This is a genomic window from Methanoculleus sp. UBA303 (assembly GCA_002501655.1).
Taxonomy (GTDB): Archaea; Halobacteriota; Methanomicrobia; order Methanomicrobiales; family Methanoculleaceae; genus Methanoculleus.
Genome location: DANY01000029.1, coordinates 26,838 through 50,639 on the forward strand (window position 1 = coordinate 26,838; position 23,802 = coordinate 50,639).

Here is a 23,802-nt window from a genome sequence, read left to right on the forward strand (position 1 = left end):
CCGCCGTATCCACCCCCTCAACCAGAATGTTGATATATAATCTACATTATTAATAATGTATAATAGGGGTAATCAGATGGCTGAAAATTTCAGTGTCAAACTCGAGGAGGCAAAGTACTATACTCCCGAGGCCAGCTGCAAGGAGCACTCCTGGATCGGCGACTACAACCGCACCTACCGGGAGTTCCTCGCGGACCCCGACGCATTCTGGGACAGCGTCGCCAGGGAACTTGAGTGGTTCCAGCCCTGGGACAAGGTAAAGGAGTGGGATTACCCGCACGCCAGGTGGTTCCTGAACGGGAAACTCAACATCACCCACAACTGCCTGGACCGCCACGCCCACAGCCAGCGGCGAAACAAGGTCGCGCTCATGTGGCGGGGAGAGACCGAGGATGAGGAGCGGATCCTCACCTACCGCCAGCTCCTGCAGGAGGTCTGCCGGTTCGCGAACGGTCTCGCACGCCTCGGCGTCGGGAAGGGCGACCGGGTCTGCATCTACATGCCGGTGGTGCCCGAACAGATCATCGCGATGCTCGCCTGCGCCCGTATCGGGGCCATCCACTCGGTCGTCTTCGGCGGGTTCGGCGTCAACGCGCTCAACCAGCGGATCCGGGGCATCGACGCGAAGGTGGTCGTCACCGCCGACTTCACCTACCGGCGCGGCAGGGCAATCCCGCTCAAGAACATCGTGGAGGAGGCGGTCGTCAACGCCCCGAGCGTCGAGCGAATCGTCATCCTCCGGCGCGACGCCGACAAGCCCGTCGAACTCCACCCCGAGATGGAAGTGGACTACCACGACCTGATGGACGGTGTGGAGCGGGAATGTCCGGCTGAACCGATGGATGCCGAGGACCCTCTCTTCATCCTCTATACGAGCGGCACCACTGGAACTCCGAAGGGCATTGTGCACGCCTGCGGCGGCTATACGGTCGGGACCTACTACACGACGAAACACGTCTTCGACGTCAAGGACAGCGATATCTACTGGTGCACTGCCGACCCCGGCTGGATCACCGGCCACAGTTACGGCGTCTACGGCCCGCTCCTGAACGGCGCCACCTGCCTCATCACGGAGACAACCCCCGACTACCCAACCCCGGGCACCTACTGGGATCTCATCGAGGAGTACGGCGTCACCATCTTCTACACCGCCCCGACCGCCATACGGATGTTCATGCGGGTGGGTGAAGAGTGGCCGAACCGCCACAACCTCTCGTCGCTTCGTGTCCTCGGGTCGGTCGGTGAACCACTCAACCCGGAGGCGTTCGAGTGGTTCTACCGCACCATCGGGAAAGACAGGTGCCCGATCATGGACACCTGGTGGCAGACCGAGACCGGGATGCACATGCTGACCACGATGATCGGCGAGCCCATGCGCCCGGGATTCGTGGGAAGGCCGATACCGGGTGTCGTCGCAGACGTCGTCGATGCGGCAGGCAACCCTGTCCCCCCGGGCACGGGCGGCCTCCTGGTCATAAAGGAGCCCTGGCCGTCGATGATGCGGACGATCTGGAACGATGATGAGCGGTACTGCAAGTACTGGCACACTGTCCCGGGCTGCTACACCGCGGCTGACCTCGCGGTGAAGGACGAGGACGGCTACATCATGGTCATCGGGCGGTCCGATGACCTGATCGTCGTCGCCGGGCACAACATCGGCACCGCGGAGGTCGAGAGTGCGCTCGTCTCCCACGATGCGGTGGCGGAGGCGGCCGTCATCGGGAAACCCGATGCCCTGAAGGGGAACACCATCAAGGCCTTCGTCATCCTCAGGGACGGTCGTGAGCCCTGTGAAAAACTGAAGAACGACCTCATCTACCACGTCCGGATGACGCTCGGGCCCATCGCCATACCATCCGAGATCGATTTCGTCCAGTCGCTCCCCAAAACCCGGAGCGGCAAGATCATGAGGCGGGTCTTAAAAGCACAGGAACTGGGTATGGACCCCGGGGACGTCTCGACCCTGGAAGAATAAATACCCAACCATTTATATACTGTTTTAAGCATGATATAAATATGAATGAGCACAAACCAGAGGAGTCCCTCAAGATAGAAAATATCGTTGCTTCAGCGAAAGTGACTGATTCTCTTGATCTCCCCTCTCTTGCCTCCCAGTTGAAGGACGCGGAATACAATAAAAAGCGGTTCCCCGGCGTCGTTCTCCGTATGCAGGATCCGAAGATCGCCGCGCTCGTCTTCGGTTCCGGCAAGGTCGTCCTGACGGGTGCAAAGAGCATCGACAGCCTCTCGCGGGGACTGCAGATCCTCGCCGAGCAGCTGCGGGCGCTCAACATTGATATTCCCGAAAACCTGACCTACAAGGTCCAGAATATCGTCACGTCCGCAGACCTCGGAACGCCAATCAACTTAAACAAGATTGCTGTGGGTTTCAACCTGGACAAGATCGAGTACGAGCCCGAGCAGTTTCCTGGTCTTGTATACCGGCTCGACGACCCGAAGGTGGTCGTCCTCCTCTTCGGATCCGGCAAACTGATCATCACGGGCGGCAAGGTGCCCGAAGATGCCAGGCGAGCGGTGCAACGGATCCTCTCCGAACTCTCCAGTCTCGGGCTCATCTGAACTCTGATAAATATTCTCCTCTTTTTGGGACCTCCAGGACGCTCCGCGGGCTTCGGGTCCGGCAACCCCTCTTTCGCATAAACGCCGTGTCACTGCAAAGCCCGGCGGCTCCGCATGCTCGCTCCCGGCCTGCACACCCGTTAAGGTGCAAACGTCGCCCCGGGGGCCTGCCGCTCGACCCGAAACCGCCGGTCCCGCCGCCCTCTCCGGCGCGTGGAGGGCTCGGGCACCGTATACCGGAGCCAGGGTCGTCAGCCGGGCTTTTCCGGCTGATCCGCACCCTGCTCCTCTCCCCGGGGGGTCACCCTCACCGCCCGGGGAAGCGCGATCCGGCGAAGAAAAAAAAGATAACATCAACGCAATGCCCTATTGATTCTCTTAAAACCACCATAATCGCTAGATCTCCCATTAAAATAATAATATTTTTATAGTCAGATTTAAAACAATAGATACTACCTGATGGTGAACGGATGAGGTCAGACAAGGTACGATATTTCACGCCACGCGACGAGGAACTCGCCGAACTCCTCATAGGTATCGGCATCAAGAGAAACGTCTCTAAAGTGCTTGTATATCTGGCGAATATAGAGGAAGCGACATCCCGCGATATCGAGCGGGGCACCGATCTCCGCCAACCTGAAGTCAGCATCGCCATGCGCTACCTCAAGGAGTGCGACTGGATTGATACCCGCGAGAGCAAGTCGGAGAGCAAAGGACGACCGGTGAAGATCTATACGCTTTCCCGCCCGATAACAGAGATCATGGATACGATCGAGAAGGAAAAGAAGAAAGAAGCCCGGCACCAGTTAGACCTTATCCAGAAGATGCGGGAATGTATATCAATGCAGTGATACGACGCGGCAACCTGTTTCCTCACCAACAATAATCGTTATCTTTTCTCCATAGGCGGTAAAAAGACCGCACTCCAGTGCACCTGGAATGGTGGCTATCTCAGTTTCCAGGTCCCGAGGCTTCTCGATCGCTCCGAAGTCACAATCAAGGATGAGGTTGCCGTTGTCGGTGACGACCGGACCGTCTTTCTTCACCCCTTCCCGGAGAACCGGGCCTGCGCCGAGGAGAGCGAGGCGCCGGAAGACTCCCGCAGAGGCAAACGGGAGCACCTCGACCGGGACAGGCGCATCCAGCGTATCGACCATCTTTGTCGAGTCAACGACGATGAGCACCTTCCGGGCCGCGTCGCAGACGCACTTCTCCCGGAGATGCGCCGCTCCGCGCCCCTTAATCAGGTTCAGGGCCGGATCAACCTGATCGGCCCCGTCGATGGCGATATCGAGTTCGGGGTGCTCATCGAGGCTGGAGAGCGGGATGCCGTACTGGCGTGCCCGGATGGCCGCCTGGTAGGATGTCGGGATGCCTACAATATGGAGGCCATCTCTGACAATCCGCTCGCCCAGCCGTTCCATAGCAAAGAAGACGGTCGACCCGGTACCGAGACCGACGGCCATCCCGTCTTCGACCATCTCGGCCGCCCGGTAACCTGCGTTTCGCTTCGACTCTACCTGCTGCGCTGCATTCATAGCGTATTCTTCACCTTTCATTCAGATACCTGTGCCGTCAAAGATGCCCCTGAGGTCGTCCGTGGCCCCGAATGCCGTGCAATCGAGCGTTATGGGTGTGATGGATATGTTGCCCTTCTGCACAGCATGCACATCGGTCCCTTCTTCCGCATCCTCGTGCAGGGGTCCGTCGATCCAGTAGTAGGGGCGCCCGCGAGGGTCGAGGCGTTCCTCCACGCCGGTGTAGAAGAGTTTCTCGGCAAGGCGGGTGATCTCGTAGCCGCCGCGTACCGGTGTCGGGATATTCACGTTGATGACGTGAGCACCTCCGGGGAACCCGTTTGAGAGGATCTTCTCGCAGACCTCGCGGACCACTCGCTTCGCTTCACAGAATCGGTCCGTGACGCCTGATGGATCATCGAACTTATCGCCCTGGTCTTCCACCTGGAGCGAGAAGGCAAGGGACGGCACTCCCTGGTTCGACGCCTCAAGTGCGGCACCGACGGTCCCCGATGTCATGATGGACTCGTACGAGAGGTTTTCACCGATGTTGACGCCGCTGACCACAAGGTCCGGGTTCAGGTGCAGTGCAAACAGCCCGATGATCACGGCATCAGTCGGTTTCCCGCCGACCGAGTATGCCGGCACACCGTTCATCGTCACCCTCGTTGCCCGGATCGGCTCGAAGATGGAGATCGATCGCCCTACAGCGCTCTGCTGGGTTGCGGGCGCGACCACGGTGACGTCGGCGATTGGTGCGAGCGCGTCATATGCCGCCCAGAGTCCCGCGGACGTGATCCCATCATCGTTGGTGAGCATTATCTTCGGCTTCATCCTTGTCTATAGGGTTGTTCCCGCGCATCAAATACTTGCCCGATCGTCAGGGTCAAGTCTTCAGTAGCCAACCTGTACTGTGATGAAGGTTTTTCTCGCTGAATACTCCGTGTGCAACGACCCCGGGCTTGCGCCTGAGGGTGCCGCCATGCTTGCCGCGATAAGCGGGAGTTTCGAGAGGTGCGGCTACGATGTGGTGACGCCGGAGGGGCCCGACCTTGAAGACGGGATCCGGAGCCTCGCGCCGGGATGCGACGCAGGAATGGTCATTGCACCGGACCACCTCCTCTTCCGGTACACGCAACTTCTCGAGCAGTTCACCCACAACATCGGGTGCGGAAGCATGAATGCAGCCGTCTGCGCCAATAAACAGCGGGCGGCAGCGATCCTTGCCCGGCACGGGATAGAGGTCCCCCCCGACGCCGACGAGGGGAGACGGGTCGTCAAGCCGATTATGGGCTGCGGTTCCCAGGGTGTCAGGCTGACGGATGAGAAGCCGGGCGCCGGCGAGTTCGCCCAGGCTTACGTCGAGGGAGAGACGCTGAGCGTGAGCCTCGTAGGGAGCCGGGTGACCGGCAACGTCTGCGAGTATTACTCGGGCAACCCTCCGCTCGTGCTCGCCGTCAACCGGCAGGAGATCGACGTCGCGGAAGATGGGAGTTTCCGGTACCTCGGGGGTGAGACACCCGTTCACCCCGATCGCGAGGAGGAGATCGTCGCCACCGCCGTCCGGGCGATGAACATACTCGGATGCCAGGGGTATGCCGGGATCGACGTCATCGTGGGAGACCGCGTCTACGTTGTAGATGTCAACCCGAGACCCACGACCAGCCTGGTCGGCATCGTTGCCGTCATGGAGGAGGAGATCGCCGATATCCTCATCAAGGCGTCGCACGGCGAAGCGCCGGCAGAGGTGCACCTCTCCGGGAGGGTGCGGTTCGATACGGGCGGGAGGGTCAGCCGGCCATGATCGGCATCGATATCGGCGGTGCGAACCTCAAGGTCGTCGACGACGCCGGTGTGCATATCCATTACTGCCCGCTCTGGCAGGGTGCGCCGCTCGCCGAACTCCTTGAGCCGTATGCCGGATCCGCCGCCGTGGTGATGAGTGGAGAACTGGCGGACTGCTTTCCGAGCAAGATCGAAGGTATCCGGTGGATTGTCGGGGCCGTTCACGCGGTCATCCCCGATGCCGCCTTCTACGGCACCGACGCGGCGTTCCATACCCGGCCGGTCCTGGACCTTGCCGCCGCGAACTGGCTGGCATCGGCTGATTACCTGCGGAAAGAGTACGCCGATGCGGTGCTCCTCGATGTGGGGAGCACCACCGCCGATGTCATTCCTCTCAACCGTTTTGAGAACCTCAAAGGGCTGACCGACACCAGGCGGCTGCAGAAGCAGTACCTCGTCTACACCGGCATGCTCAGGACGAACGTCGCCACGCTCTTGTCGTCGGTCACGCTGGATGGAACAGTAACCCCGGTGAGCACCGAGTACTTCGCGACCAGCGCCGACGCGCACCTCGTGCTCGGTCACATCACTCCGGAGGACTACACCTGCCCGGCACCGGACAACGGCGAGAAGACGCCGGCGGCGGCGGCGAGGAGGCTCGCCCGGGTTGTCTGCGCCGATATCGATGAGATCGGGAACTCCGGAGCCCTCCAGGTCGCCCGCCAGTTCTGGGAGGTCCAGCGGACGCTGATCGTCCGCGCAGTGGGGCGTGCACTCTTCCAGAGCGGTGCCGGGCGTGTGATCACAGCAGGAATAGGGGCAGACCTCTTTGCCCGTGAGCTCAACGGCGTCGCGCTGGAGCAGGAACTCGGAGAGGTCTCGGACGCACTGCCTGCGTACGCGGTCAGGGAGGTGGCGCTACGAGCCGGAGGGGATTGACTCTTCTCCTGCTGGCGGTATCAGTCGCCATCACAGCGGTGTCACTGATCCTCGGCTTTCCGTTCTTCTTTCTCTTACTCTTCATACCGCTGATCCCGCTCTTCGGAAGACCTCCTGTCGTGAGGCGCTGCCCTACCTGCGGATGGGAAACTACAGGCAGCGAGCACTTCTGCCCCTACGATGGGACGGCGCTCACGCCCGAGGGTGGAGGTGGCGAGGTTCAGCAGGGAGAGCGGTAGAGGGAGGCCGAAGAGTTCGGTTGCCGGGATCGCACCGAAGTCCCGGGAGGCGTAGTTCCGGATGGTTCCCCTATCCACGATGATCCCCATCGCCCGGAGGTATTGTGCCACACGGTTGAAGGGCATCTGCTGCGACAGGAGGAGGCAGAGGTCGACGACGGGCGACGCAAGACGAGTATCGGGGTAGAACGGTGCGTCTGCGTAGCAGAGAGTTCCGCACCGCCGGCAGTAGAAACGCTTCACGGAGACCCGGATCGTGCGCTCCTTTCCGTTCTCGAGTATGACGGCAAACCGCTTTGCCCGCAGGTCGTGCCCGGTCACCGGACCGCTGCACGACGGGCAGGCATCGAGACGGGTGAATTTCACGCCGTCCATTGACGCCAGGGCGTGCCCCACCAGGTCAGTGAGCATCGGTGGAACCGGTAGTGTCTTCTTCACAATGATATTCCTCTCCCTCTGCAACTGTGTGAGAGGTATAGACTTCCACCGATAATAACATCTTCCTCAGACCGAGTGAGTGGGGGATGGGCAGCTCCGAGGTCATTTCAGCCCGCAGAATAGGTGCTCCGGAGAACGCTCGCTTTTTGCCTGCCCTGCCATCCTCACTTCAGTCCGGGGCATCACCCGGACTCTGCAAGCGACCCGAGAAGCCGCCACCTTGTGGCATTGGTTTAGCACTTATGGCTGGGCCAAATCGGTGTGGAAATCCACATTCTGCAGAGAATTATTCGCGTAAAAACTCAAAGAAACGATACCGATTGTTATTCTCCAGCCAATGCTGCTGGAGATTGGGGGGCGGATCCAGTTAACTACCATAATTTAAGTAGCTTAACATCCGATATTCGGTTCGCCTTAGAGGTGATAAGAATATGACGTTGAAGTATGTACAGACAACATGTCCCTACTGCGGAACTGGCTGTAGTTTCAACCTTGTCGTCCAGGACGGCAAAGTAGTTGGAACAGCACCGTACCGTCGTTCACCTGTCAACGAAGGGAAGGTCTGCCCGAAGGGCACCTATGCTCACGAGTTCGTGAACAGCCCGGACCGCCTGACAAAGCCGCTCATCAAGAAAGACGGCAAGTTCGTCGAGGCGACCTGGGATGAGGCTTATGACCTGATTGCGCAGAAATTCAAGTCCTACAAGCCCGACGAGTTCGCGGCGCTTGCATCGGCCCGGGTCTCCAATGAGGAGAACTACCTGCTGATGAAGTTCGCCCGCGGCGTCATGAAGTCCCGGCACATCGACCACTGCGCCCGGCTCTGCCATGCATCCACCGTCGCGGGCCTTGCTGCGTCGTTCGGCTCCGGTGCGATGACGAACTCGATTCTCGACATCGCCGAGTCGAAGTGCGTCTTCGTCATCGGGTCCAACACCTTCGAGCAGCACCCCCTCATCGGCCGCAAGATCGTCCAGGCCAAGATGAACGGCGCAAAGGTGATCGTAGCCGACCCGCGCTACACCCCAACCGCCCGGCAGGCCGACCTCTACATGCCGTTCGTCTCCGGCTCCGACGTCGCCATCCTCAACTGCATGATGCAGCAGATCATCAGGAACGGCTGGGAGGACAAGGAGTTCATCGCCAGGAGGACGAAGGACTACGAGAAACTCAAGGAAGTCGTCATGAAGGAGGCCTACAGCCTTGAGAACGTCTCGAAGATCTCCGGAATTCCGGTCGAGAGTCTCAAGACCGCAGCCGAGTGGTTCGGCACCACGAAGCCCGGTGCGATCCTCTACTCGATGGGGATCACCCAGCACACCGTCGGCGTGGACAACGTCCGATCGACCGCCAATATCCAGATGCTCACCGGTAACCTGGGCAAGCCCGGCAGCGGCGTGAACGCGCTCCGTGGCCAGAACAACGTGCAGGGTGCCTGCGACATGGGCGCGCTCCCGGTCGTCTTCACCGGCTACCAGAAGGTCACCGATGCAGCCGCCCACAAGAAGTTCGCCGACGCCTGGGGCTTCCCCGACGGCATCTGCGAGCCGAAGAACGGCTACGAGGTCACTGTCATGATGGACGTCCTGACCGACAAGCCCGGCGAACTCAAGTGCATGTACATCATGGGCGAGAATCCGATGCTCTCCGACCCGGACCTCAACCACGTCAAGCATGCCCTCGAGAGCCTGGAGTTCCTGGTTGTCCAGGATATCTTCCTGACCGAGACCGCCGAACTCGCCGACGTCGTCCTCCCCGCCGCCTGCTATGCAGAGCGGGACGGCACCCAGACCAGCACCGAGCGGCGCGTCCAGATGTGGCGCAAAGCCCAGAGCCCGCCCGGCGAGGCGAAGGAAGACTGGCAGATCATCAGCGAACTTGCCGCACGGATGGGCTACGCAAAACAGTTCCCCTACCAGGATATCGAGGAGATCTTCACCGAGGTCGCCGCAGTCACCCCGTCCTACCACGGCATGAACTACGAGCGGCTCAACCGGCCTGAAGCACTCCACTGGCCCTGCCCCACCACAGAACACCCGGGAACGCCGATCCTCCACAAGGAGAAGTTCTCCCACCCCGACGGCATCGGCGTCTTTGCCCCGATCGAGTGGAAGCCGCCGGCGGAAGTCCCCGACGCGGAGTATCCGTTCGTCCTCACGACCGGCCGTGTCCTCTGGCACTGGCACACCGGGTCCATGACCCGCCGGTCCGCAACCCTCGATGCCGAGGTCCCCACTGGCTGGATCGAGATCAACCCCGAGGACGCGAAGGCACTCGGCATCAAGAACAAGGAGAAGGTCCGTGCCATCACCCGCCGTGGATCCGTCGACGTCCCCGCGAAGGTGACCCCCGACATCATGAAGGGTATCATGTTCATGCCGTTCCACTTCGCCGAATGTGCAGCGAACATACTGACGAACAACGCACTCGACCCGATAGCAAAGATCCCTGAGTTCAAGGCTTGTGCTGTCAAGGTTGAGAAGATTACGGAGGCCTGAACATGGTAGCAAAAGGAGATATGGTCTACGCATGGGCTGCAGACGCCGATGTGCTGAAGAAGGGAGAGTGCGGAGGTGCGATAACCGCCCTGCAGCAGTACGCACTCAAGTCCGGCATGGTGGACGCTGTCCTTGCCGTCAAGAAGGGACAGGACATCTACGATGCGGTCCCCACGCTCGTCACCAACCCCGCAGACCTCGCAGAGACGGCAGGCTCGCTCCACTGCGGGACGCTCCTGCTCTCGAAAGTGGTGAAGGATTACCTGGACAGCAACAAGACCGCACGCCTCGGCGTCACCGTCAAGGGCTGCGACACGATGGGTCTCATCGAACTTGCAAAGCGGAATGCGGTCGATCTGGATCGCCTCCTCCTGCTCGGCGTGAACTGCGGCGGTTCTGTGAGCCCGGTCCTGGCCCGGAAGATGATCCGCGACAAGTTCGAGGTCGACCCCGATCTGGTCCACAAAGAGGAGATCGACAAGGGCCAGTTCATCATCGAGTATGAGGGCGGTCATGCGGGGATCAAGATCGACGAACTCGAGGACGAGGGCTACGGCCGCCGGTCCAACTGCCGCCGGTGCCTCTACAAGGTCCCGCGCCAGGCCGACCTTGCCTGCGGGAACTGGGGCGTCATCGGCGAGCGCGCCGGGAAGGCCACGTTCGTCGAGGTCTGCTCCGAGAAGGGCGCAAACCTCCTCGATGCGGCTGTTGCGGCCGGCGCTGTCAAGACCGATGCCGCCAACCCGAAGGGGATCGAGATCCGCGGCAAGGTCGAGGGCGCCATGCTCAACCTCGGCAATAAGTGGCGGAAGAAGAACTTCGAAGCGCTCGCATCCGACCTCTGGGGCACCATCGGCCGCGAGACGGGCCGGTGCATCAAGTGCTACTCCTGCATCGAGAACTGCCCCGTCTGCTTCCCGGTTGCAGAGGAATTCAAAGGAAATTCCAGGATGGTCACATCAGGAGAGGTTCCGCCAAACCCCATGTTCCACCTGAGAAGGTTTGCGCACATCTCCGACTCCTGCATCAACTGCGGCCAGTGCGAGGAACTCTGCCCGATGGATATCCCGCTTGCGCTCTTCTCCCATGCCATCAGGACCGAGGGTGACAGCGCATTCGAGTCCAAACTCGGGAAGGCACCCTACGCCAACTAATTTTTTTTCAGCCTGCAACCTATCCCGCGCCGTACAGGCGGCGCATCCCCATTATGAATGACGTTACGCGCCCATACCCGGATCCGGGCGATTGTTTCCGGTATCATGGGATCTTTCCAGAAAATTCGGGCGGTGTAACCCACACTTATTCATCAAAAGTGCCGATGTTAATCACTACTATTAAATATGGCTAACCTCGAATTTTTATACATCCGAGGTTTTACCATGGAACTCAAGTATGTACAGACGACATGCCCGTACTGCGGTACGGGATGCAGCTTTAACCTCGTCGTGAAGGACGGGAAGGTTGTCGGCACACAACCATACACCCGTTCTCCCGTCAACGAGGGAAGGGTCTGCCCGAAGGGCACCTATGCTCACGAGTTCGTGAACAGCCCGGACCGTCTCACAAAGCCGCTCATCAAGAAGGACGGCAAGTTTGTCGAGGCGACCTGGGATGAGGCTTACGACCTGATTGCGCAGAAGTTCAAGTCCTACAAACCCGACGAGTTCGCGGCGCTTGCATCGGCCAGGGTCTCGAACGAAGAGAACTACCTGCTGATGAAGTTCACCCGCGGCGTCATGAAGTCCCGGCACATCGACCACTGCGCCCGGCTCTGCCATGCGTCCACTGTTGCGGGGCTTGCCGCATCGTTCGGCTCCGGTGCGATGACGAACTCGATTCTCGACATCGCCGAGTCGAAGTGCGTCTTCATCATCGGGTCCAACACCTTCGAGCAGCACCCCCTCATCGGCCGCAAGGCCATGCAGGCCAAGCTGAACGGTGGAAAACTCATCGTATTCGACCCGCGCTACACGCCGACCGCGAAGCAGGCGGATCTCTACGCATCCTTCTACTCCGGCACCGATGTGGCCATCCTCAACTGCCTGATGGGAGAGATCATCAGGAACGGATGGGAGGACAAGGAATGGGTTTCGACCCGTGCAAAGGGATACGAGGAACTCAAAGCAGTGGTGCTCAGTGATACGTATCTCCCCGAGAACGTCGAGAAGATCTCCGGAATTGCCGCTGAGGACCTCAAAACCGCAGCTGAATGGATCGGTACCGCCGAATCCTCCGCACTCCTTTACTCGATGGGAATCACCCAGCACACCGTGGGTGTCGACAACGTCAAGTCGACCGCCAACCTTCAGATGCTCACCGGAAACATCGGCAGGCGCGGTGGCGGCGTAAACGCACTCCGTGGCCAGAACAACGTGCAGGGCGCCTGCGACATGGGAGCCCTCCCGGTCGTCTTCACCGGCTACCAGAAGGTCACCGACGCGGCCGCCCACAAGAAGTTCGCCGACGCCTGGGGCTTCCCTGACGGTATCTGCGAGCCGAAGAACGGCTACGAGGTCACCGTCATGATGGACGTCCTGACCGACAAGCCCGGCGAACTCAAGTGCATGTACATCATGGGCGAGAACCCGATGCTCTCCGACCCGGACCTCAACCACGTCAAGCATGCCCTCGAGAGCCTGGAATTCCTGGTTGTCCAGGATATCTTCCTGACCGAGACCGCCGAACTCGCCGACGTCGTCCTCCCCGCCGCCTGCTACGCGGAACGGGACGGCACCCAGACCAGCACCGAGCGGCGCGTCCAGATGTGGCGCAAAGCCCAGAGCCCGCCCGGCGAGGCGAAGGAAGACTGGCAGATCATCAGCGAACTCGCCGCAAAGATGGGCTACGCGAAGCAGTTCCCCTACCAGGATATCGAGGAGATCTTCACCGAGGTCGCCGCGGTCACGCCGTCCTACCACGGCATGACCTACGAGCGGCTCAACAAGCCTGAAGCACTCCACTGGCCCTGCCCCACAGCAGAGCACCCCGGAACGCCCATCCTGCACATCGGCAAGTGCTCGCACCCCGATGGAATGGGCGTGATGCACGCCATCGAATGGAAACCGCCGGCAGAGGTGCCCGACGAGGAGTACCCCTATATCTTCACCACCGGACGCTGCATCTGGCACTGGCACACCGGGTCCATGACCCGCCGGTCTGCAACCCTCGATGCCGAGGTCCCGACCGGCTGGATCGAGATCAACCCCGAGGATGCGAAAGCGCTCGGCATCCAGAACAAGGAGATGGTCCGTGTGACCTCCCGGCGCGGGACCATTGACGTCGCCACAAAGGTGACCTCCGACATCAAGAAGGGTGTCATGTTCATGCCGTTCCACTTCGCCGAGTGCGCGGCGAACATACTGACCCACAATGCCCTTGACCCGATAGCAAAGATCCCTGAGTTCAAGGCCTGTGCTGTGAAGATCGAGAAGATTACGGAGGCCTGAAGATGGCAGCAAAAGGCGATATGTTCTACGCATGGGCAGCCGATGCCGCCTGCCAGGAGAGGGGCGAGTGTGGTGGAGCGGTCACCGCTCTGCTGACGCACGCGCTCAAGTCCGGCATGGTGGACGCTGTCCTTGCCGTCAAGAAGGGACAGGACATCTACGATGCGGTCCCGACACTCATCACCGACCCCGCCGAGATCGCACAGACGGCAGGTTCGCTCCACTGCGGAACGCTCCTGCTCTCGAAGCTGGTCAAGCAGTATCTCGACGGAGCCGAGAATATGCGGATCGCCGTTCCGGTGAAAGGCTGCGACGCGATGGGCCTGTATGAACTCGCGAAGCGCAACCAGGTCAACCTGGACAACATCCTGATGATCGGCCTCAACTGCGGCGGCTCGGTGAGCCCCGTGTCCGCCCGGAAGATGATCCGCGAGAAGTTCGGGGTCGACCCCGACGACGTCGTCAAGGAAGAGATCGACAAGGGCCAGTTCATCATCGTGACGAAGGACGGCCAGCACAAGGGCATCTCGATGGACGAACTCGAGGAAGAAGGGTTCGGCCGCCGGTCCAACTGCCGCCGGTGCAAGATGAAGGTCCCGCGCCAGGCGGACCTCGCCTGCGGGAACTGGGGCGTCATCGGCGATAAGGCCGGGAAGGCCACGTTCGTTGAGGTCTGCTCCGAGAAGGGCGCAAACCTCCTCGACGCGGCGGTGAAAGCTGGGAGCCTCAAGACCGATGCCGCGAACCCGAAGGGGATCGAGATCCGCGGCAAGGTCGAGGGTGCCATGCTGAAACTCGGCGACAAGTGGCGGAAGAGATACTTCGAGAGCCTCGGCGAAGGGAAGGACCGCTTAAAGAAGATCATGAACGACACGTCCCGGTGCATCAAGTGCTACGCCTGCATCGAGAACTGCCCGATCTGCTACTGCGTCGAGTGCAGCACGAAGAAGTCGTACCTGGTCGAGCCCGGTCAGGTTCCGCCGCCGTTCATGTTCCACCTGATCCGCTACGCCCACATCTCCGACTCCTGCATCAACTGCGGTCAGTGTGAAGAGCACTGTGCTATGGATATCCCGAACTCGCTCTTCATGCACGCCCTGCAGGTCGACCTTCAGGATATGTTCGGCCACACCCCGGGTGTGGACATGGAGCTCCCGGTCCTCGCGCTCGTCGAGGAGAGGACGGAGAGGAAGCGCCTCGCCGACACCGGCAGCGACCAGATCTTCAACATCTTCCAGTAAAGGAAGACATCTCTTTTTTTTGGGCAGGCTGCAGCCGCGGATCCGGCCCTATGGTATCAGCACGGAGGGCGCTCTCCCGGCGGCGCTCGTCGTACCTCCGCGCAGGGAGCACTACTGGAACGACTCCGAATTATCGGACTCTGTCTGGGTGCTTGCCCCACCCCCAATGGGGGTGTCGGACCCGGGTTTTTCCCGGGCGAGCCCGGAGACTGGACCGTGGTGGCTATCGCCATTGGGGGTGGGGGCAGTGCCGGCGATATGCGATGTTCCGACAGGAATGGAGCACGAGCACTGTTAGGTGTGCAACCCGGGAGAAAGCCGTGCCCAGGAGTGCCTCTTGCTCCGTTTCATCTAACATTTCACAAATCCCGTAGCGCTCCTTCGCGAACTTCCGCGGCAACGCGAACGTCAACCCGGGGTGGAGACCGGGATCAGGTCTCACGCGAAGTCGGTGTGGATATCCGATGTAATGGGTCCAATAGTACGGTGTTAGACGAAAAAGAAGAGAGGGGGAGGGCCGGTTCACAGAGTTGCGTGAGAGAGAGCCGGGATTGTGCTCTGGTTTGCGAAGGTCTCCTCATGACCGTCAGGGAATCGGACCACTGTCTGGTCGGGGGAGAAGTCGGCCTGGACCAGAGGAGCAAACCAGTAGCGGTCGAGCATCTCCTGCGCCCCGGTGAAGTCAAGTCCCGGTGTGGAGTAGATGGTGCCATCTTCGGTGCTCTTGTTCTTCGCAAAACCCAGGACTGAGAATGTAGCGGCGTCGCTCTCGGCCGAAGCCACTGTTACGGGAGCCCCGGTTGCCTCCTCGAGCGCGGACTTCAGTTCCTGCTCCGGCTCGGCGATCTTGAAGAAGACGGCGATCCTCTCGATCCACGAGAGGGTGTAGTTGAAAGTGATATTGGCGCTCCCATCCTCGTCCACGGTTATCAGAAGTTTATCTGCGCTGAAAGCCCCGGCCGGGGCTATCATAAACGTCAGGATCAGAAGGGAGGCCACCAGAATTCCGCGTTTCATCCTTGTACCTCGAACAACCATGTGCTGCTTGAGAGTATAAACATTTTGAAGAATTGCCTATGCTTACAATAGCCTGGTTTAGAGGTTTTATAGGCGCCCCGGGTCGCCATGGAGCGCCGGAGAGCCCGCAAGTTGCGCTCCATGCCATGGAATCGACGAAGAACCGTGCGGGCGACACCTTACCCTGAGGCAGCACACCCCTGCTCTCAGTGCACCCTCAGCCAGAGGTGCAGGTCGCGGTAGCCGGCCCTGGTAAGTTCTCCAGCCGAGAGGTCCACCGGGGGTGTCTCCTTAAAGAGAAGAAACTCGAGCCTATTTGTGTCCGGATCCATTATCCGGAAGGAGTATGGCTGCTCTACGGTCTGGTTATTTGGTACCGTGACGGAGAACCGGTCGAGGAGCATCGCCGAGACGACCGTCGACTGGTTTGTCGCATCATCGAACCTGCTCTCTACGGCAAAGGTCTCTACCGTGTAGGTAACTTCCCGGTACTCGTGGTTCCCGATCCCGATGATGACCGTCTGCGGCGTTCCGGCCATGAACTCGGTCGGGTAATCGGCTGCCTTCCCCTTCGGCCCGAGAATGTAGAACTCGGTGAACTTCTCTCCCTCTTTCGGTGTCACGACGATGAAGACCGTCGTCCCGATGGCCACGAGGAGGGCAGCAACGAGGACGATACTTAAGACCCGGTTGACCCGGGACGCGGAACTGCCAAAGAGTCCTTCCGGGGCCGCTGCCGTGCGGTGGCTCCCGGTCCCACCCGGGTCGCTCCGTGCCGGAGAGAGGGTCGCGATCAGCAGGCAGCTGGTGGTGAAGAGGATAGACGGCAGTGCGGCGGTCACGCGAGAGAGGGCCGCACCGGCGGCCGAAACATAGATGACGGGGAGGGCGAGGGCGATCCGGGGGCAGATGCCTGTTACGCCCGGCGAGACGGTGCGGGAGCGCAGGGGACCGGAGAGAGGACCCGTGGAGGCTTCAGGCGGCATTCTGTTACCCCATGAAAAACAAACTATAAATAGGTTCCCGGCGCAGGGCCCCTGCCTCGTTCCCGCCGCGGCGCCGCAAGGGCCCCACGAGAGGGATCCCGTCCCCGCTGGCTCCATCCGCAATACGGCCGGCCCGCGTGCACCGGGAGCGGAACCTGCGGTCCTGCCGGTGCAGGAGAGATCAGCAACTTTTAATCAGAGTGCGACCAACCGCCAATCAGTATGCTTCGGGATGATAGGGACGATCGAGCTTTCACGGGTCTCGAGGCGGCCATCATTTTCATCGCCTTCGTTGTCGTTGCATCCGTCTTCGCCTACGTCGTTCTCGGGGTGGGCATGGCGACGTCGCAGAAGAACCAGGAGGTGCTGCACGCCGCCCTCGACGAGGCCGGGTCCGCCCTCCGCCCGGGGTATACAGTCATTGCCAAACTGGATAACGATAAGGGTTTCCTCAAATCTATAGCGTTTGACCTTGAGACCGCGACTGATCTCGCCGCAATTGACATGCGGAGCATGACGTATACCGCCGCTACGGGGGATACACTCATCACGTTTCCTCCCGGAGACCCCGCCGTAACGCTCTCCTGGCGGTACCGGAGAGATACCGACGCTCTCCTGGAAGCTGGAGAAGTCGTCACGGTGCACCTGGATGTAAGAAGCGTGGGTATCCAGCGGGGGGATACGTTCACCCTCGATATGACCGCCTCGGGAGGGGCGACCGCTTCGCTGACCAGAATGATTCCCACTGGCATCGATAAGAATGTGTACGTCGAACTCTTCTGACGGGACAGGCTTTCGGAGCCGGGGCCTGTCGGAGGCCGGGTTCACCGGCCTGGAAGCGGCGATTGTGCTTATTGCATTCATCGTCGTAGCATCCGTCTTTGCCTATGTCGCTCTCCAGGCAGGTTTCTCTTCTGCTCAACGGAGCCAGTCGGTTATCCACCAGGGTATCCAGGAGGCAGGGTCAAGCTGCACCGTGACTGGAACCATCTATGGTATCAGCAGCGCCCCGGGATTCATAGAATCTGTTATCATCCCCGTTGGCCTCACTGCAGGTAACGAACCGATCGATATGACCACGGTGTCTATCCGTTTTATCGGTCCTCGGCATAGCGAGATAGTTGAGCAGGCAAACCCTCTGGTTGACGTATTCCCGGGGTATGGGTTCTGGAGCGTCCAGGAATGGTTTAATAGTGACACCGATATGCTTCTCGAGGTCGGGGAGCAGTGTGTGTTGAATATTTCGCCGGGAAACCAGAATGACTGCAGGCCATACGGGTCGTTTGCCGTCGAGATCAAACCGGTGGGAAGAGCAGCGCTCCGGGTGGAGAGGACGGTCCCGGGGAGTATCGAGCGGGTGAACCGCCTCGGCTGACGGGTCTATCCTGAATCCAGGAAATTCCGGCACCTGATCACCCCGATGATCCCGACGACACCCACAACGGCAAGCAGCAGGTAATCCTCCGGCCCGGCCCCGGCCATCAGGATGCTCTCCGGTATGCCGGCCGCCCAGGCATAGAGGGAGGCGACGGCGAGGACTCCCAGGAGCGGGATGGCCATGCGGGTGAGTATGTGGCCGACTCCGGTGAAGTCGGAGCAGAAGCCGCGGCAGGCGGCGAGGGCAATTCCGGCTGATGCAGCGAGGAATATCCACTCTGAGAGCGAAGACACCTCAGCCAGGATGGCGTTGCCAAAGTAGTCGGTGAACTCATACGGCTTGTACGGGCCGAGGAGCGGGAAGTACCAGGTGACAGGCATCGCCCACATCGCATCGAGGACCTGGTGAGAGAGTGCGCCGGCTGCGACGGCGAGGAGCGCGAACGACCCCCGCCGCCTTTCAAGAACGATGCCAGCGAGGAGGAGGAGCCCGAGGAAGAGCAGCCCGTGCCCGACTATCCGCCCGGAGTTGAGCGATCCCGCGAGCAGGAGGTGGCCCAATGGTTTATCGAGCAGGTCGGGGAGGACGGCCCCGAGAGCGGCGAAGCCGATGAATCGCCGGTCGCCCAGGCGCTCGGCGATCACGAGGCCCAGGATGAGGCCGAGAAAGAGGTGACAGGCGATGAACATCCATCATGAAATCGATGCCGGCTGGTTTATACCCCTGTGGTTCAGGGGTACGCAAACGATATGGCTGGTGAAAACCGATATTTCACTACCTAACAGGCAGGAAAACAATCATGGCTTCATTTGACAGACGGGAGATCCTCATCATCTTCGCATCCTTCCTCATCGGCAGTGCGGCGGGCTGGTGGAGCCGCATGCACTGGGGGAACGACCTCGTTACCGTCGCATCGATGCTCATCGGGACCGTCGCCGGCTACTATATCATCGTCGCCGCCCTCCGGGCCGCGGATCACCCGGTCGGGTAGCCGGCGTAGAAGGGGCACGCCTCCAGCAGGCATTCGCGATTGATGTCGCTAAATTCACAGCGCGCCGCTTCTTCCACAGGGAGAGTTACCCCGAACCGCTCCGAAAGGAACGTGACCGCCGCACTGATCGCAAGCCACGAGTCGCGTTTACAGCATCGGGGGCCACCGTGCCGGGCGATCGCCATCAGGCTGCGTGCGGTCATCTGGTTTGCGAGCGACCACTCCTGCTTCTTTAAGGGCGTAGACCCGGTGATCAGGCTCACGAATATGCCCGTCCCAACCGCCGCGCCGCAGGTGCCGTGGGTCCCGCAGGACCCTCCCCTGACCATGCCGGCCCTCGCACGCGCCTGCTTGAGCAGCGCCCCTTTTCTCCCGGGCTCCCCCTGGTGGTTGCAGTACGCGGCTATGAGGCTTGCTGGCACAAGGAAGTGGTGTTCCGGCCCGTGCATCCTGACCGCCGGGTATCGCATCAGGATACACGCTATGGCATGCGGGTCTTCGAGCGCCGTCGTGATGCAAAACTGTTCGATGAGGTTGAGCGCCTCCAGGCTGTGGCACCGGTCGCAGACAAAGTGCCCGGCTTCGCAGGCCGCCATGGTGCTCTGGACCTCTCCACAGACAGCGCACGCAAGGTCGCGGGGCTTCTCCGTATACAGAAGATCCCTGCCGCAGATGAGGCATCCCACCGTATGCTCCATGCCATAGGGATGCGTCGCCAAATCCTATAAGCCTGCGGCCGTGGAATCAGGGGGCGGCGGGCTGGCCGGAAACGTGGTATCTGGAATCAACATCGGATTTTACGGGGGAACGCGCTCCCCGGCACTCCCGCACCCGGCCGTCTTCGATCGCGAGGACACGGTCGGCGAGTCCCAGGAGCGACGGGCGATGGGAGACGAGGATGGTTGTCCTGTTACGGATCAACACCCGGAGCGTCTCGCGGATCCGGTCCTCGGTCTGCATATCCAGCGCCGATGTGGGTTCATCGAGGATGAGGATGGGAGCGTCCTTCAGGAACGCCCGGGCGATGGCGACACGCTGCCTCTGGCCGACGGAGAGCTGGGCCCCGCGCTCGCCGACGATTGTCTGGTACCCTTTCGGGAATCGCACGATGTCGTCGTGGATCTGCGCCTTCTGCGCGGCTCCGGCAACGTCCTCGAACGTAGCATCAGGCCTGCTATAGCGGATGTTATCCTCGATGGTGGTGTGGAAGAGGAAGAGATCCTGCGAGACAAGCGAGACCTGCCGTCGCAGCCACCGGGGGTCGAGCGACGCGAGGTCGCGCCCGTCGAGGGTGATCGTGCCTTCCTGCGGTGCGAACGCCCGGAGGAACAGGTTGATCAGCGTCGTCTTCCCGGCGCCGGTTCGCCCGACGACGGCGACCACCTCGCCGGAACGGGCGACGAAGCTCACGTCCCGGAGAACCTCTTCCTCCCCCGAGTAACCGAACCAGACGCCGGAGAACTCGATTCGGCCCTGCACGGCGGCGGGCACGATCCCGCCGGCGCCCGGCTCGCTGTCCATCCGGAAGAGCTCTCGGAGGCGGGCGGCAGACGTGAGCGCAGGCTGCATGACGACAGGAAAGGCAAAAAAGGTGTTGACGGTGGGAGCAAACGTCAGGATGTAGACCGCGAATGCGACGAAGTCCCCCACGGTCATGATGCCGGCGAGCACCTCGTTGCCGCCGAACCAGAAGACGGCGATCAGCATGAGCGACATCGTGCCGATCCTGAAATACTCCGAGAATGCCGAAAGCATCGTGTTCCGGATCCGGGCATCGACCATATTCCGGAGCGTCCCGGAGACCTTACGTACCTCCCGGTCCTCCGCGGCATGCGATTTCACGGTATCGATCCCGGATATCACCTCCTGGAGGTCCCGCGAGACGTAGGCTTGCCGCTCGCGCTCCCGGTGAGTAGCGGCACGGATCCTCCGAATAAAGACTGCGTTGACCAGCAGGTAGAGGGGGATGAAGGCGAGGACGACGAGGGTCAGCCTGAGATTTAAGGTGCAGAGGATGGCGAAGGTGAAGATGGCGTAAAGGGCGTTTGCAACGATCTGGGGAAGATACTGGGAGATGGTGTACTGCAGGATCTGGACGTCGTCGGAGAGCCGGGACATGATGTAGCCGGTCTGTTGCGCCTTGAAGTACGAAAGCGGGAAGCTCAAGACATGCTCTACGAGCGTGGTCTGGAGGTTGAAGGCATAATTCTCCCGGAACCGGGCCGTGTAGTAGTTCCGGACCAGGTCTGTAGCGCCGGTGAGGAACCCGAGCACCAGGAGGGCGATGATGAGGGCGTTGAGCGACGAGAGGACCTCGGTGGCACCTGCGACGAGGGCGTCGGGGGCCTGGGCATCGCCGAGCAGGATGTTGTCGATGAAGAACTTGATGCTGAGCGGGAGGACGGTTTTCTCAGCGGAGACAAGAGCGGTCGCTACAAGAGCAAGCGCGCCCACTCTCCAGATCGGCCGGGCGAACCGGAGGAAGAAGGCAAGGTCGGAGAAGTTCAGGTCCCTGCCGGCCTTCACCGGCTGCCGCATGATATCCCGGGTGAAGGCGACGGTGCGCCGGCAGTAGTCTGTGACGCTCATGGTAGATAGGTCCAGTTGAGGAGTAGCGAGTGCGAGGCCGGACCCTGGGGGTCGCTCTCCGGTTTTCCGCCACGCCTCTGTTGCAGTTCCATACAGTCCGGCCGATATAATACCTGCGCTCCGGCGGCCAGGCATCCCCGGGCAAACCGGAAGAGATAAACCGCGGCAGGGCGACATCCCCGCATGGAGTTGCGTGCCGTCGGCGAACGCTTTTTCGGGGCGATAGTGGGAGCGCTGGCGATCGGTGCGATCTTGCTCCTCGGTCGGCTGGAGTTTCTCCCGGATCCGGTCATGATGGTAGCGGCCCTCTTCGGCGGGGGGCTCGTCGCCGGACTGCTCACCCCGGGAACGGTCAGGGACGGCGCCGTCGCCGGGGCCGTCTGCGGGGTGCTCGTGGCCCTGCTGGCGGCTTCCTTGATAACCCTCATGAGCCTGGTAGAGAGCAGGCCGCAATATCCCCCGTTCTGGATGACCTTTGGCTTCTACGCTCTGATCCTCACGGCACTCCTCCTCCCCTACAACGCCGTCGGCGGGGCGGCGGGGATGGCGGTGCGAAACAGCATCCGGAGACGCGGCACCGCCGGGGTGGGCGAGCGGGAGAGGTGGCTCGGGATTGGCATCGGCACGGCCGTCATCGCCGGCTCTGCTCTCATTATCGCCTTTCTCGGTCCGTTGATCATGGCCCCTCCGCTCATCGGCGGGTTCATAGCAGGGTTCGCCTCCGGAAAAGACCCGGGGAACGGCCTTGAGGCCGGGCTTGTCGCGGCTCTCTTCGGGACCAGTCTCTTCCTGCTCCCATTCTTCTGGACCACGTCGCACGCTACGGGGTTCGTCGCCGGGCTTGCCGGGATGGCCGCAGTCGCGCTGGGATTGCTCTTCCCTCTCCTCGGGACCGCCGGCGGGGTTGCCGGCGCGGTTGTGCGGGCGAGTTTTGGGAAAGAGCAGCGCAGGAACTTGAGAGGGCCTGAGGATTAAGGGGAGGCTCCTTTCACCCCCGTAGAAGATGCTCGCGATTTTATAGAGGTCCATATCCACCGTCTTGAGGTTTGCCACTGCACCACCCCATAAAAGCCTACGGTCGGCCGGGGACAAATCGGAAAGGCTATCGTGCGGCGCGGTGAGAGCCTCCCATGGTCTCATTCGCCGCTGGCCGCTTTTCCGGGGTGATTCAGGGAGCGCTGGCAGGCGGTGGTGTCTTTCTTCTCGGCCGGTCGGGTCTCCTCCCGGACCCGGTGATGACGGTGGCGTTCCTCTTTGGCGGGGGATTCATCGCCGGTCTCTTCACCCGGGGAAGGGTCAGGGACGGCGCGGTTGCCGGTGCCGTCTGCGGGGTGCTCGTGGCGCTGATCGCGGCGACTTTCACGAGCCTGGCGGCGAGAGACCCTTCATTCTTGTCAACCTTTGCGTTCTACGCCCTGATCTTCACGGGGCTCCTCCTCCCCTACAACGCCATCGGCGGGGCAGCGGGAAGAGCGGTGCGTAGCGCTCTCCGGAGAGACGGTGCCGCCGGGGCGGGCGAGCGGGGCGGGTGGCACGGGATCGCCGTCGGCACGGTCGTCATCGTCGGTTTGGCCCTCGTACCCGGTCTGCTGGTCGTCATCACCGGCTTGGCCCCCGTATCCGGTCTCCTCGGTCTGCTGGTCGTGGCCGCTCCGCTTGCCGGCGGATTCATCGCGGGGTATGCCTCCGGGGGCAGGCCAAAAGATGGTCTAAAAGCCGGTTTTGTCGCGGCACTCTTCGGGGCCGGCCTCCTCTTCTTCATCCCGTTGCTCTGGACCGCGTTGCACGATTTCGGGTTCGTCGACATGTTCGAGGGGATGGTCGCGATCGCCCTGGTATACTTCTTCACCCTCTTCGGGGCCGCCGCCGGGGTTGCCGGCGCGGTTGTGCGGCAGAGTTTTGGGGTGGAGGAGGCTGATGGTGAAGAGGATTGAAGGGCTACTGGAGAGGTCTTTCCTGAGCGACCATGGTGACCCTGCCGCTCGCTTCGCTTGCACCTATTGTTTTCGAAGTATTGTAACCGGCATTTTCAGTGCTTAAGCGCCAGAAGTTCTGCTCATTGCAATTCGCATTCACGGATTCCTGGTGGCTATCGCAATTAGGGGGGAGGGGACAGGGGAGTGCGAGTGTAGCGAGCATGAGAAGAACGAAGTTCTTT

Annotated in this window: 22 protein-coding genes; 14 read left to right on the forward strand and 8 right to left on the reverse strand. The window is 61.1% G+C overall.

The genetic code is table 11. The features are described 5' to 3' along the window. Positions 1-76: 76 nt before the first annotated feature. The 3 genes from acs (at position 77) to BP846_RS06680 (ending at position 3,431) form a co-directional block, all read left to right on the forward strand. Positions 77-1,975: an acetate--CoA ligase gene (gene acs / locus BP846_RS06670; protein WP_292393667.1), complete on the forward strand. Its 1,899-nt coding sequence runs from the start codon at positions 77-79 to the stop codon at positions 1,973-1,975. A gap of 41 nt (positions 1,976-2,016) precedes the next feature. Continuing rightward, positions 2,017-2,580 carry a TATA-box-binding protein gene (locus BP846_RS06675; RefSeq protein WP_292393669.1) on the forward strand — a complete coding sequence of 188 codons (564 nt, stop codon included), beginning with the start codon at positions 2,017-2,019 and terminating at the stop codon, positions 2,578-2,580. A gap of 470 nt (positions 2,581-3,050) precedes the next feature. After that, entirely contained in the window at positions 3,051-3,431 is a 381-nt protein-coding gene (locus BP846_RS06680) for an ArsR family transcriptional regulator (protein WP_292393671.1), read from the forward strand. Here BP846_RS06680 and rpiA read toward each other — a convergent pair. Continuing rightward, positions 3,420-4,139, reverse strand: coding sequence for a ribose-5-phosphate isomerase RpiA (rpiA, locus tag BP846_RS06685; RefSeq protein ID WP_292393674.1), 720 nt, complete (start codon positions 4,137-4,139; stop codon positions 3,420-3,422). The genes BP846_RS06680 and rpiA overlap by 12 nt on opposite strands. Next, a complete protein-coding gene (gene surE / locus BP846_RS06690) occupies positions 4,140-4,931 on the reverse strand; it encodes a 5'/3'-nucleotidase SurE (protein WP_292393676.1) in 792 nt (263 codons plus the stop codon). Between the two features lie 82 nt (positions 4,932-5,013). Between surE and BP846_RS06695 the strand changes: the two genes are divergently transcribed. Together BP846_RS06695 and BP846_RS06700 are read left to right on the forward strand one after the other, a co-directional pair. Beyond that, entirely contained in the window at positions 5,014-5,901 is an 888-nt protein-coding gene (locus BP846_RS06695; RefSeq protein ID WP_292393678.1) for an ATP-grasp domain-containing protein, read from the forward strand. Beyond that, the gene (locus BP846_RS06700; RefSeq protein ID WP_292393680.1) at positions 5,898-6,821 is read left to right on the forward strand and encodes a hydantoinase/oxoprolinase family protein; all 924 of its coding nucleotides are present in this window, start codon (positions 5,898-5,900) and stop codon (positions 6,819-6,821) included. Before BP846_RS06695 ends, BP846_RS06700 begins: the two co-directional genes overlap by 4 nt. A 74-nt stretch (positions 6,822-6,895) precedes the next feature. On the opposite strand, the gene BP846_RS06705 is transcribed toward BP846_RS06700, so the two are convergent. Continuing rightward, positions 6,896-7,498, reverse strand: a complete 603-nt coding sequence (locus BP846_RS06705) for a hypothetical protein (RefSeq protein ID WP_292393682.1) — start codon at positions 7,496-7,498, stop codon at positions 6,896-6,898. A 431-nt stretch (positions 7,499-7,929) separates the two neighbouring features. On the opposite strand from BP846_RS06705, the gene fdhF (BP846_RS06710) reads away from it, so the two are divergent. From fdhF (BP846_RS06710) to BP846_RS06725, 4 genes are all read left to right on the forward strand, one after another. Then, on the forward strand, positions 7,930-9,996 hold the full coding sequence (gene fdhF, locus BP846_RS06710; RefSeq protein WP_292393684.1) for a formate dehydrogenase subunit alpha: 2,067 nt from the start codon (positions 7,930-7,932) through the stop codon (positions 9,994-9,996). A 2-nt stretch (positions 9,997-9,998) separates the two neighbouring features. Next, on the forward strand, positions 9,999-11,150 hold the full coding sequence (locus BP846_RS06715) for a Coenzyme F420 hydrogenase/dehydrogenase, beta subunit C-terminal domain (RefSeq protein WP_292393686.1): 1,152 nt from the start codon (positions 9,999-10,001) through the stop codon (positions 11,148-11,150). 225 nt (positions 11,151-11,375) lie between these two features. Then, positions 11,376-13,442 carry a formate dehydrogenase subunit alpha gene (gene fdhF, locus BP846_RS06720; protein WP_292393688.1) on the forward strand — a complete coding sequence of 689 codons (2,067 nt, stop codon included), beginning with the start codon at positions 11,376-11,378 and terminating at the stop codon, positions 13,440-13,442. A gap of 2 nt (positions 13,443-13,444) precedes the next feature. Then, on the forward strand, positions 13,445-14,683 hold the full coding sequence (locus tag BP846_RS06725; RefSeq protein ID WP_292393690.1) for a Coenzyme F420 hydrogenase/dehydrogenase, beta subunit C-terminal domain: 1,239 nt from the start codon (positions 13,445-13,447) through the stop codon (positions 14,681-14,683). A gap of 522 nt (positions 14,684-15,205) precedes the next feature. Here the strand turns inward: BP846_RS06725 and BP846_RS06730 are convergent. Together BP846_RS06730 and BP846_RS06735 are read right to left on the reverse strand one after the other, a co-directional pair. Beyond that, positions 15,206-15,700 (reverse strand): hypothetical protein, encoded by a 495-nt coding sequence (locus BP846_RS06730; RefSeq protein ID WP_292393692.1) that lies wholly within the window; start codon positions 15,698-15,700, stop codon positions 15,206-15,208. Positions 15,701-15,906: 206 nt separating this feature from the next. Further along, on the reverse strand, positions 15,907-16,686 hold the full coding sequence (locus BP846_RS06735) for a DUF1616 domain-containing protein (RefSeq protein WP_292393694.1): 780 nt from the start codon (positions 16,684-16,686) through the stop codon (positions 15,907-15,909). Positions 16,687-16,908: 222 nt separating this feature from the next. Here BP846_RS06735 and BP846_RS06740 point away from each other — a divergent pair, with 222 nt between their 5' ends. Both BP846_RS06740 and BP846_RS06745 read left to right on the forward strand, forming a co-directional pair. Beyond that, a complete protein-coding gene (locus tag BP846_RS06740; RefSeq protein ID WP_292393696.1) occupies positions 16,909-17,469 on the forward strand; it encodes a flagellin in 561 nt (186 codons plus the stop codon). After that, entirely contained in the window at positions 17,447-18,061 is a 615-nt protein-coding gene (locus tag BP846_RS06745; protein ID WP_292393698.1) for an archaellin/type IV pilin N-terminal domain-containing protein, read from the forward strand. Before BP846_RS06740 ends, BP846_RS06745 begins: the two co-directional genes overlap by 23 nt. Before the next feature lie 5 nt (positions 18,062-18,066). Here BP846_RS06745 and BP846_RS06750 read toward each other — a convergent pair whose 3' ends face one another. Next, the gene (locus BP846_RS06750) at positions 18,067-18,753 is read right to left on the reverse strand and encodes a metal-dependent hydrolase (RefSeq protein ID WP_292393700.1); all 687 of its coding nucleotides are present in this window, start codon (positions 18,751-18,753) and stop codon (positions 18,067-18,069) included. A 110-nt stretch (positions 18,754-18,863) separates the two neighbouring features. On the opposite strand from BP846_RS06750, the gene BP846_RS06755 reads away from it, so the two are divergent. Further along, positions 18,864-19,055 carry a hypothetical protein gene (locus BP846_RS06755; RefSeq protein ID WP_292393701.1) on the forward strand — a complete coding sequence of 64 codons (192 nt, stop codon included), beginning with the start codon at positions 18,864-18,866 and terminating at the stop codon, positions 19,053-19,055. Here the strand turns inward: BP846_RS06755 and BP846_RS06760 are convergent. Then, positions 19,040-19,753, reverse strand: a complete 714-nt coding sequence (locus BP846_RS06760; protein WP_292393703.1) for a DUF5714 domain-containing protein — start codon at positions 19,751-19,753, stop codon at positions 19,040-19,042. The two genes, BP846_RS06755 and BP846_RS06760, sit on opposite strands and share 16 nt — an antisense overlap. Positions 19,754-19,799: 46 nt before the next feature. After that, positions 19,800-21,644, reverse strand: a complete 1,845-nt coding sequence (locus BP846_RS06765) for an ABC transporter ATP-binding protein (RefSeq protein ID WP_292393705.1) — start codon at positions 21,642-21,644, stop codon at positions 19,800-19,802. 183 nt (positions 21,645-21,827) lie between these two features. On the opposite strand from BP846_RS06765, the gene BP846_RS06770 reads away from it, so the two are divergent. Both BP846_RS06770 and BP846_RS06775 read left to right on the forward strand, forming a co-directional pair. Then, the gene (locus tag BP846_RS06770; protein WP_292393706.1) at positions 21,828-22,619 is read left to right on the forward strand and encodes a DUF5518 domain-containing protein; all 792 of its coding nucleotides are present in this window, start codon (positions 21,828-21,830) and stop codon (positions 22,617-22,619) included. A 155-nt stretch (positions 22,620-22,774) separates the two neighbouring features. Further along, entirely contained in the window at positions 22,775-23,578 is an 804-nt protein-coding gene (locus BP846_RS06775; protein WP_292393708.1) for a hypothetical protein, read from the forward strand. Positions 23,579-23,802 lie beyond the last annotated feature (224 nt).

Coding starts and splice junctions, on each gene's coding strand:
- BP846_RS06765 (WP_292393705.1), bottom strand. CDS start 21,644: ATGAGCGTCACAGACTACTGCCGGCGCACCGTCGCCTTCACCCGGGAT.
- BP846_RS06770 (WP_292393706.1), top strand. CDS start 21,828: ATGGAGTTGCGTGCCGTCGGCGAACGCTTTTTCGGGGCGATAGTGGGA.
- BP846_RS06740 (WP_292393696.1), top strand. CDS start 16,909: ATGCTTCGGGATGATAGGGACGATCGAGCTTTCACGGGTCTCGAGGCG.
- BP846_RS06750 (WP_292393700.1), bottom strand. CDS start 18,753: ATGTTCATCGCCTGTCACCTCTTTCTCGGCCTCATCCTGGGCCTCGTG.
- surE (WP_292393676.1), bottom strand. CDS start 4,931: ATGAAGCCGAAGATAATGCTCACCAACGATGATGGGATCACGTCCGCG.
- BP846_RS06735 (WP_292393694.1), bottom strand. CDS start 16,686: ATGCCGCCTGAAGCCTCCACGGGTCCTCTCTCCGGTCCCCTGCGCTCC.
- BP846_RS06760 (WP_292393703.1), bottom strand. CDS start 19,753: ATGGAGCATACGGTGGGATGCCTCATCTGCGGCAGGGATCTTCTGTAT.
- BP846_RS06715 (WP_292393686.1), top strand. CDS start 9,999: ATGGTAGCAAAAGGAGATATGGTCTACGCATGGGCTGCAGACGCCGAT.
- BP846_RS06775 (WP_292393708.1), top strand. CDS start 22,775: ATGGTCTCATTCGCCGCTGGCCGCTTTTCCGGGGTGATTCAGGGAGCG.
- BP846_RS06700 (WP_292393680.1), top strand. CDS start 5,898: ATGATCGGCATCGATATCGGCGGTGCGAACCTCAAGGTCGTCGACGAC.
- BP846_RS06745 (WP_292393698.1), top strand. CDS start 17,447: ATGTGTACGTCGAACTCTTCTGACGGGACAGGCTTTCGGAGCCGGGGC.
- BP846_RS06730 (WP_292393692.1), bottom strand. CDS start 15,700: ATGAAACGCGGAATTCTGGTGGCCTCCCTTCTGATCCTGACGTTTATG.
- BP846_RS06755 (WP_292393701.1), top strand. CDS start 18,864: ATGGCTTCATTTGACAGACGGGAGATCCTCATCATCTTCGCATCCTTC.
- acs (WP_292393667.1), top strand. CDS start 77: ATGGCTGAAAATTTCAGTGTCAAACTCGAGGAGGCAAAGTACTATACT.
- fdhF (WP_292393684.1), top strand. CDS start 7,930: ATGACGTTGAAGTATGTACAGACAACATGTCCCTACTGCGGAACTGGC.
- BP846_RS06695 (WP_292393678.1), top strand. CDS start 5,014: ATGAAGGTTTTTCTCGCTGAATACTCCGTGTGCAACGACCCCGGGCTT.
- BP846_RS06680 (WP_292393671.1), top strand. CDS start 3,051: ATGAGGTCAGACAAGGTACGATATTTCACGCCACGCGACGAGGAACTC.
- BP846_RS06675 (WP_292393669.1), top strand. CDS start 2,017: ATGAATGAGCACAAACCAGAGGAGTCCCTCAAGATAGAAAATATCGTT.
- fdhF (WP_292393688.1), top strand. CDS start 11,376: ATGGAACTCAAGTATGTACAGACGACATGCCCGTACTGCGGTACGGGA.
- rpiA (WP_292393674.1), bottom strand. CDS start 4,139: ATGAAAGGTGAAGAATACGCTATGAATGCAGCGCAGCAGGTAGAGTCG.
- BP846_RS06725 (WP_292393690.1), top strand. CDS start 13,445: ATGGCAGCAAAAGGCGATATGTTCTACGCATGGGCAGCCGATGCCGCC.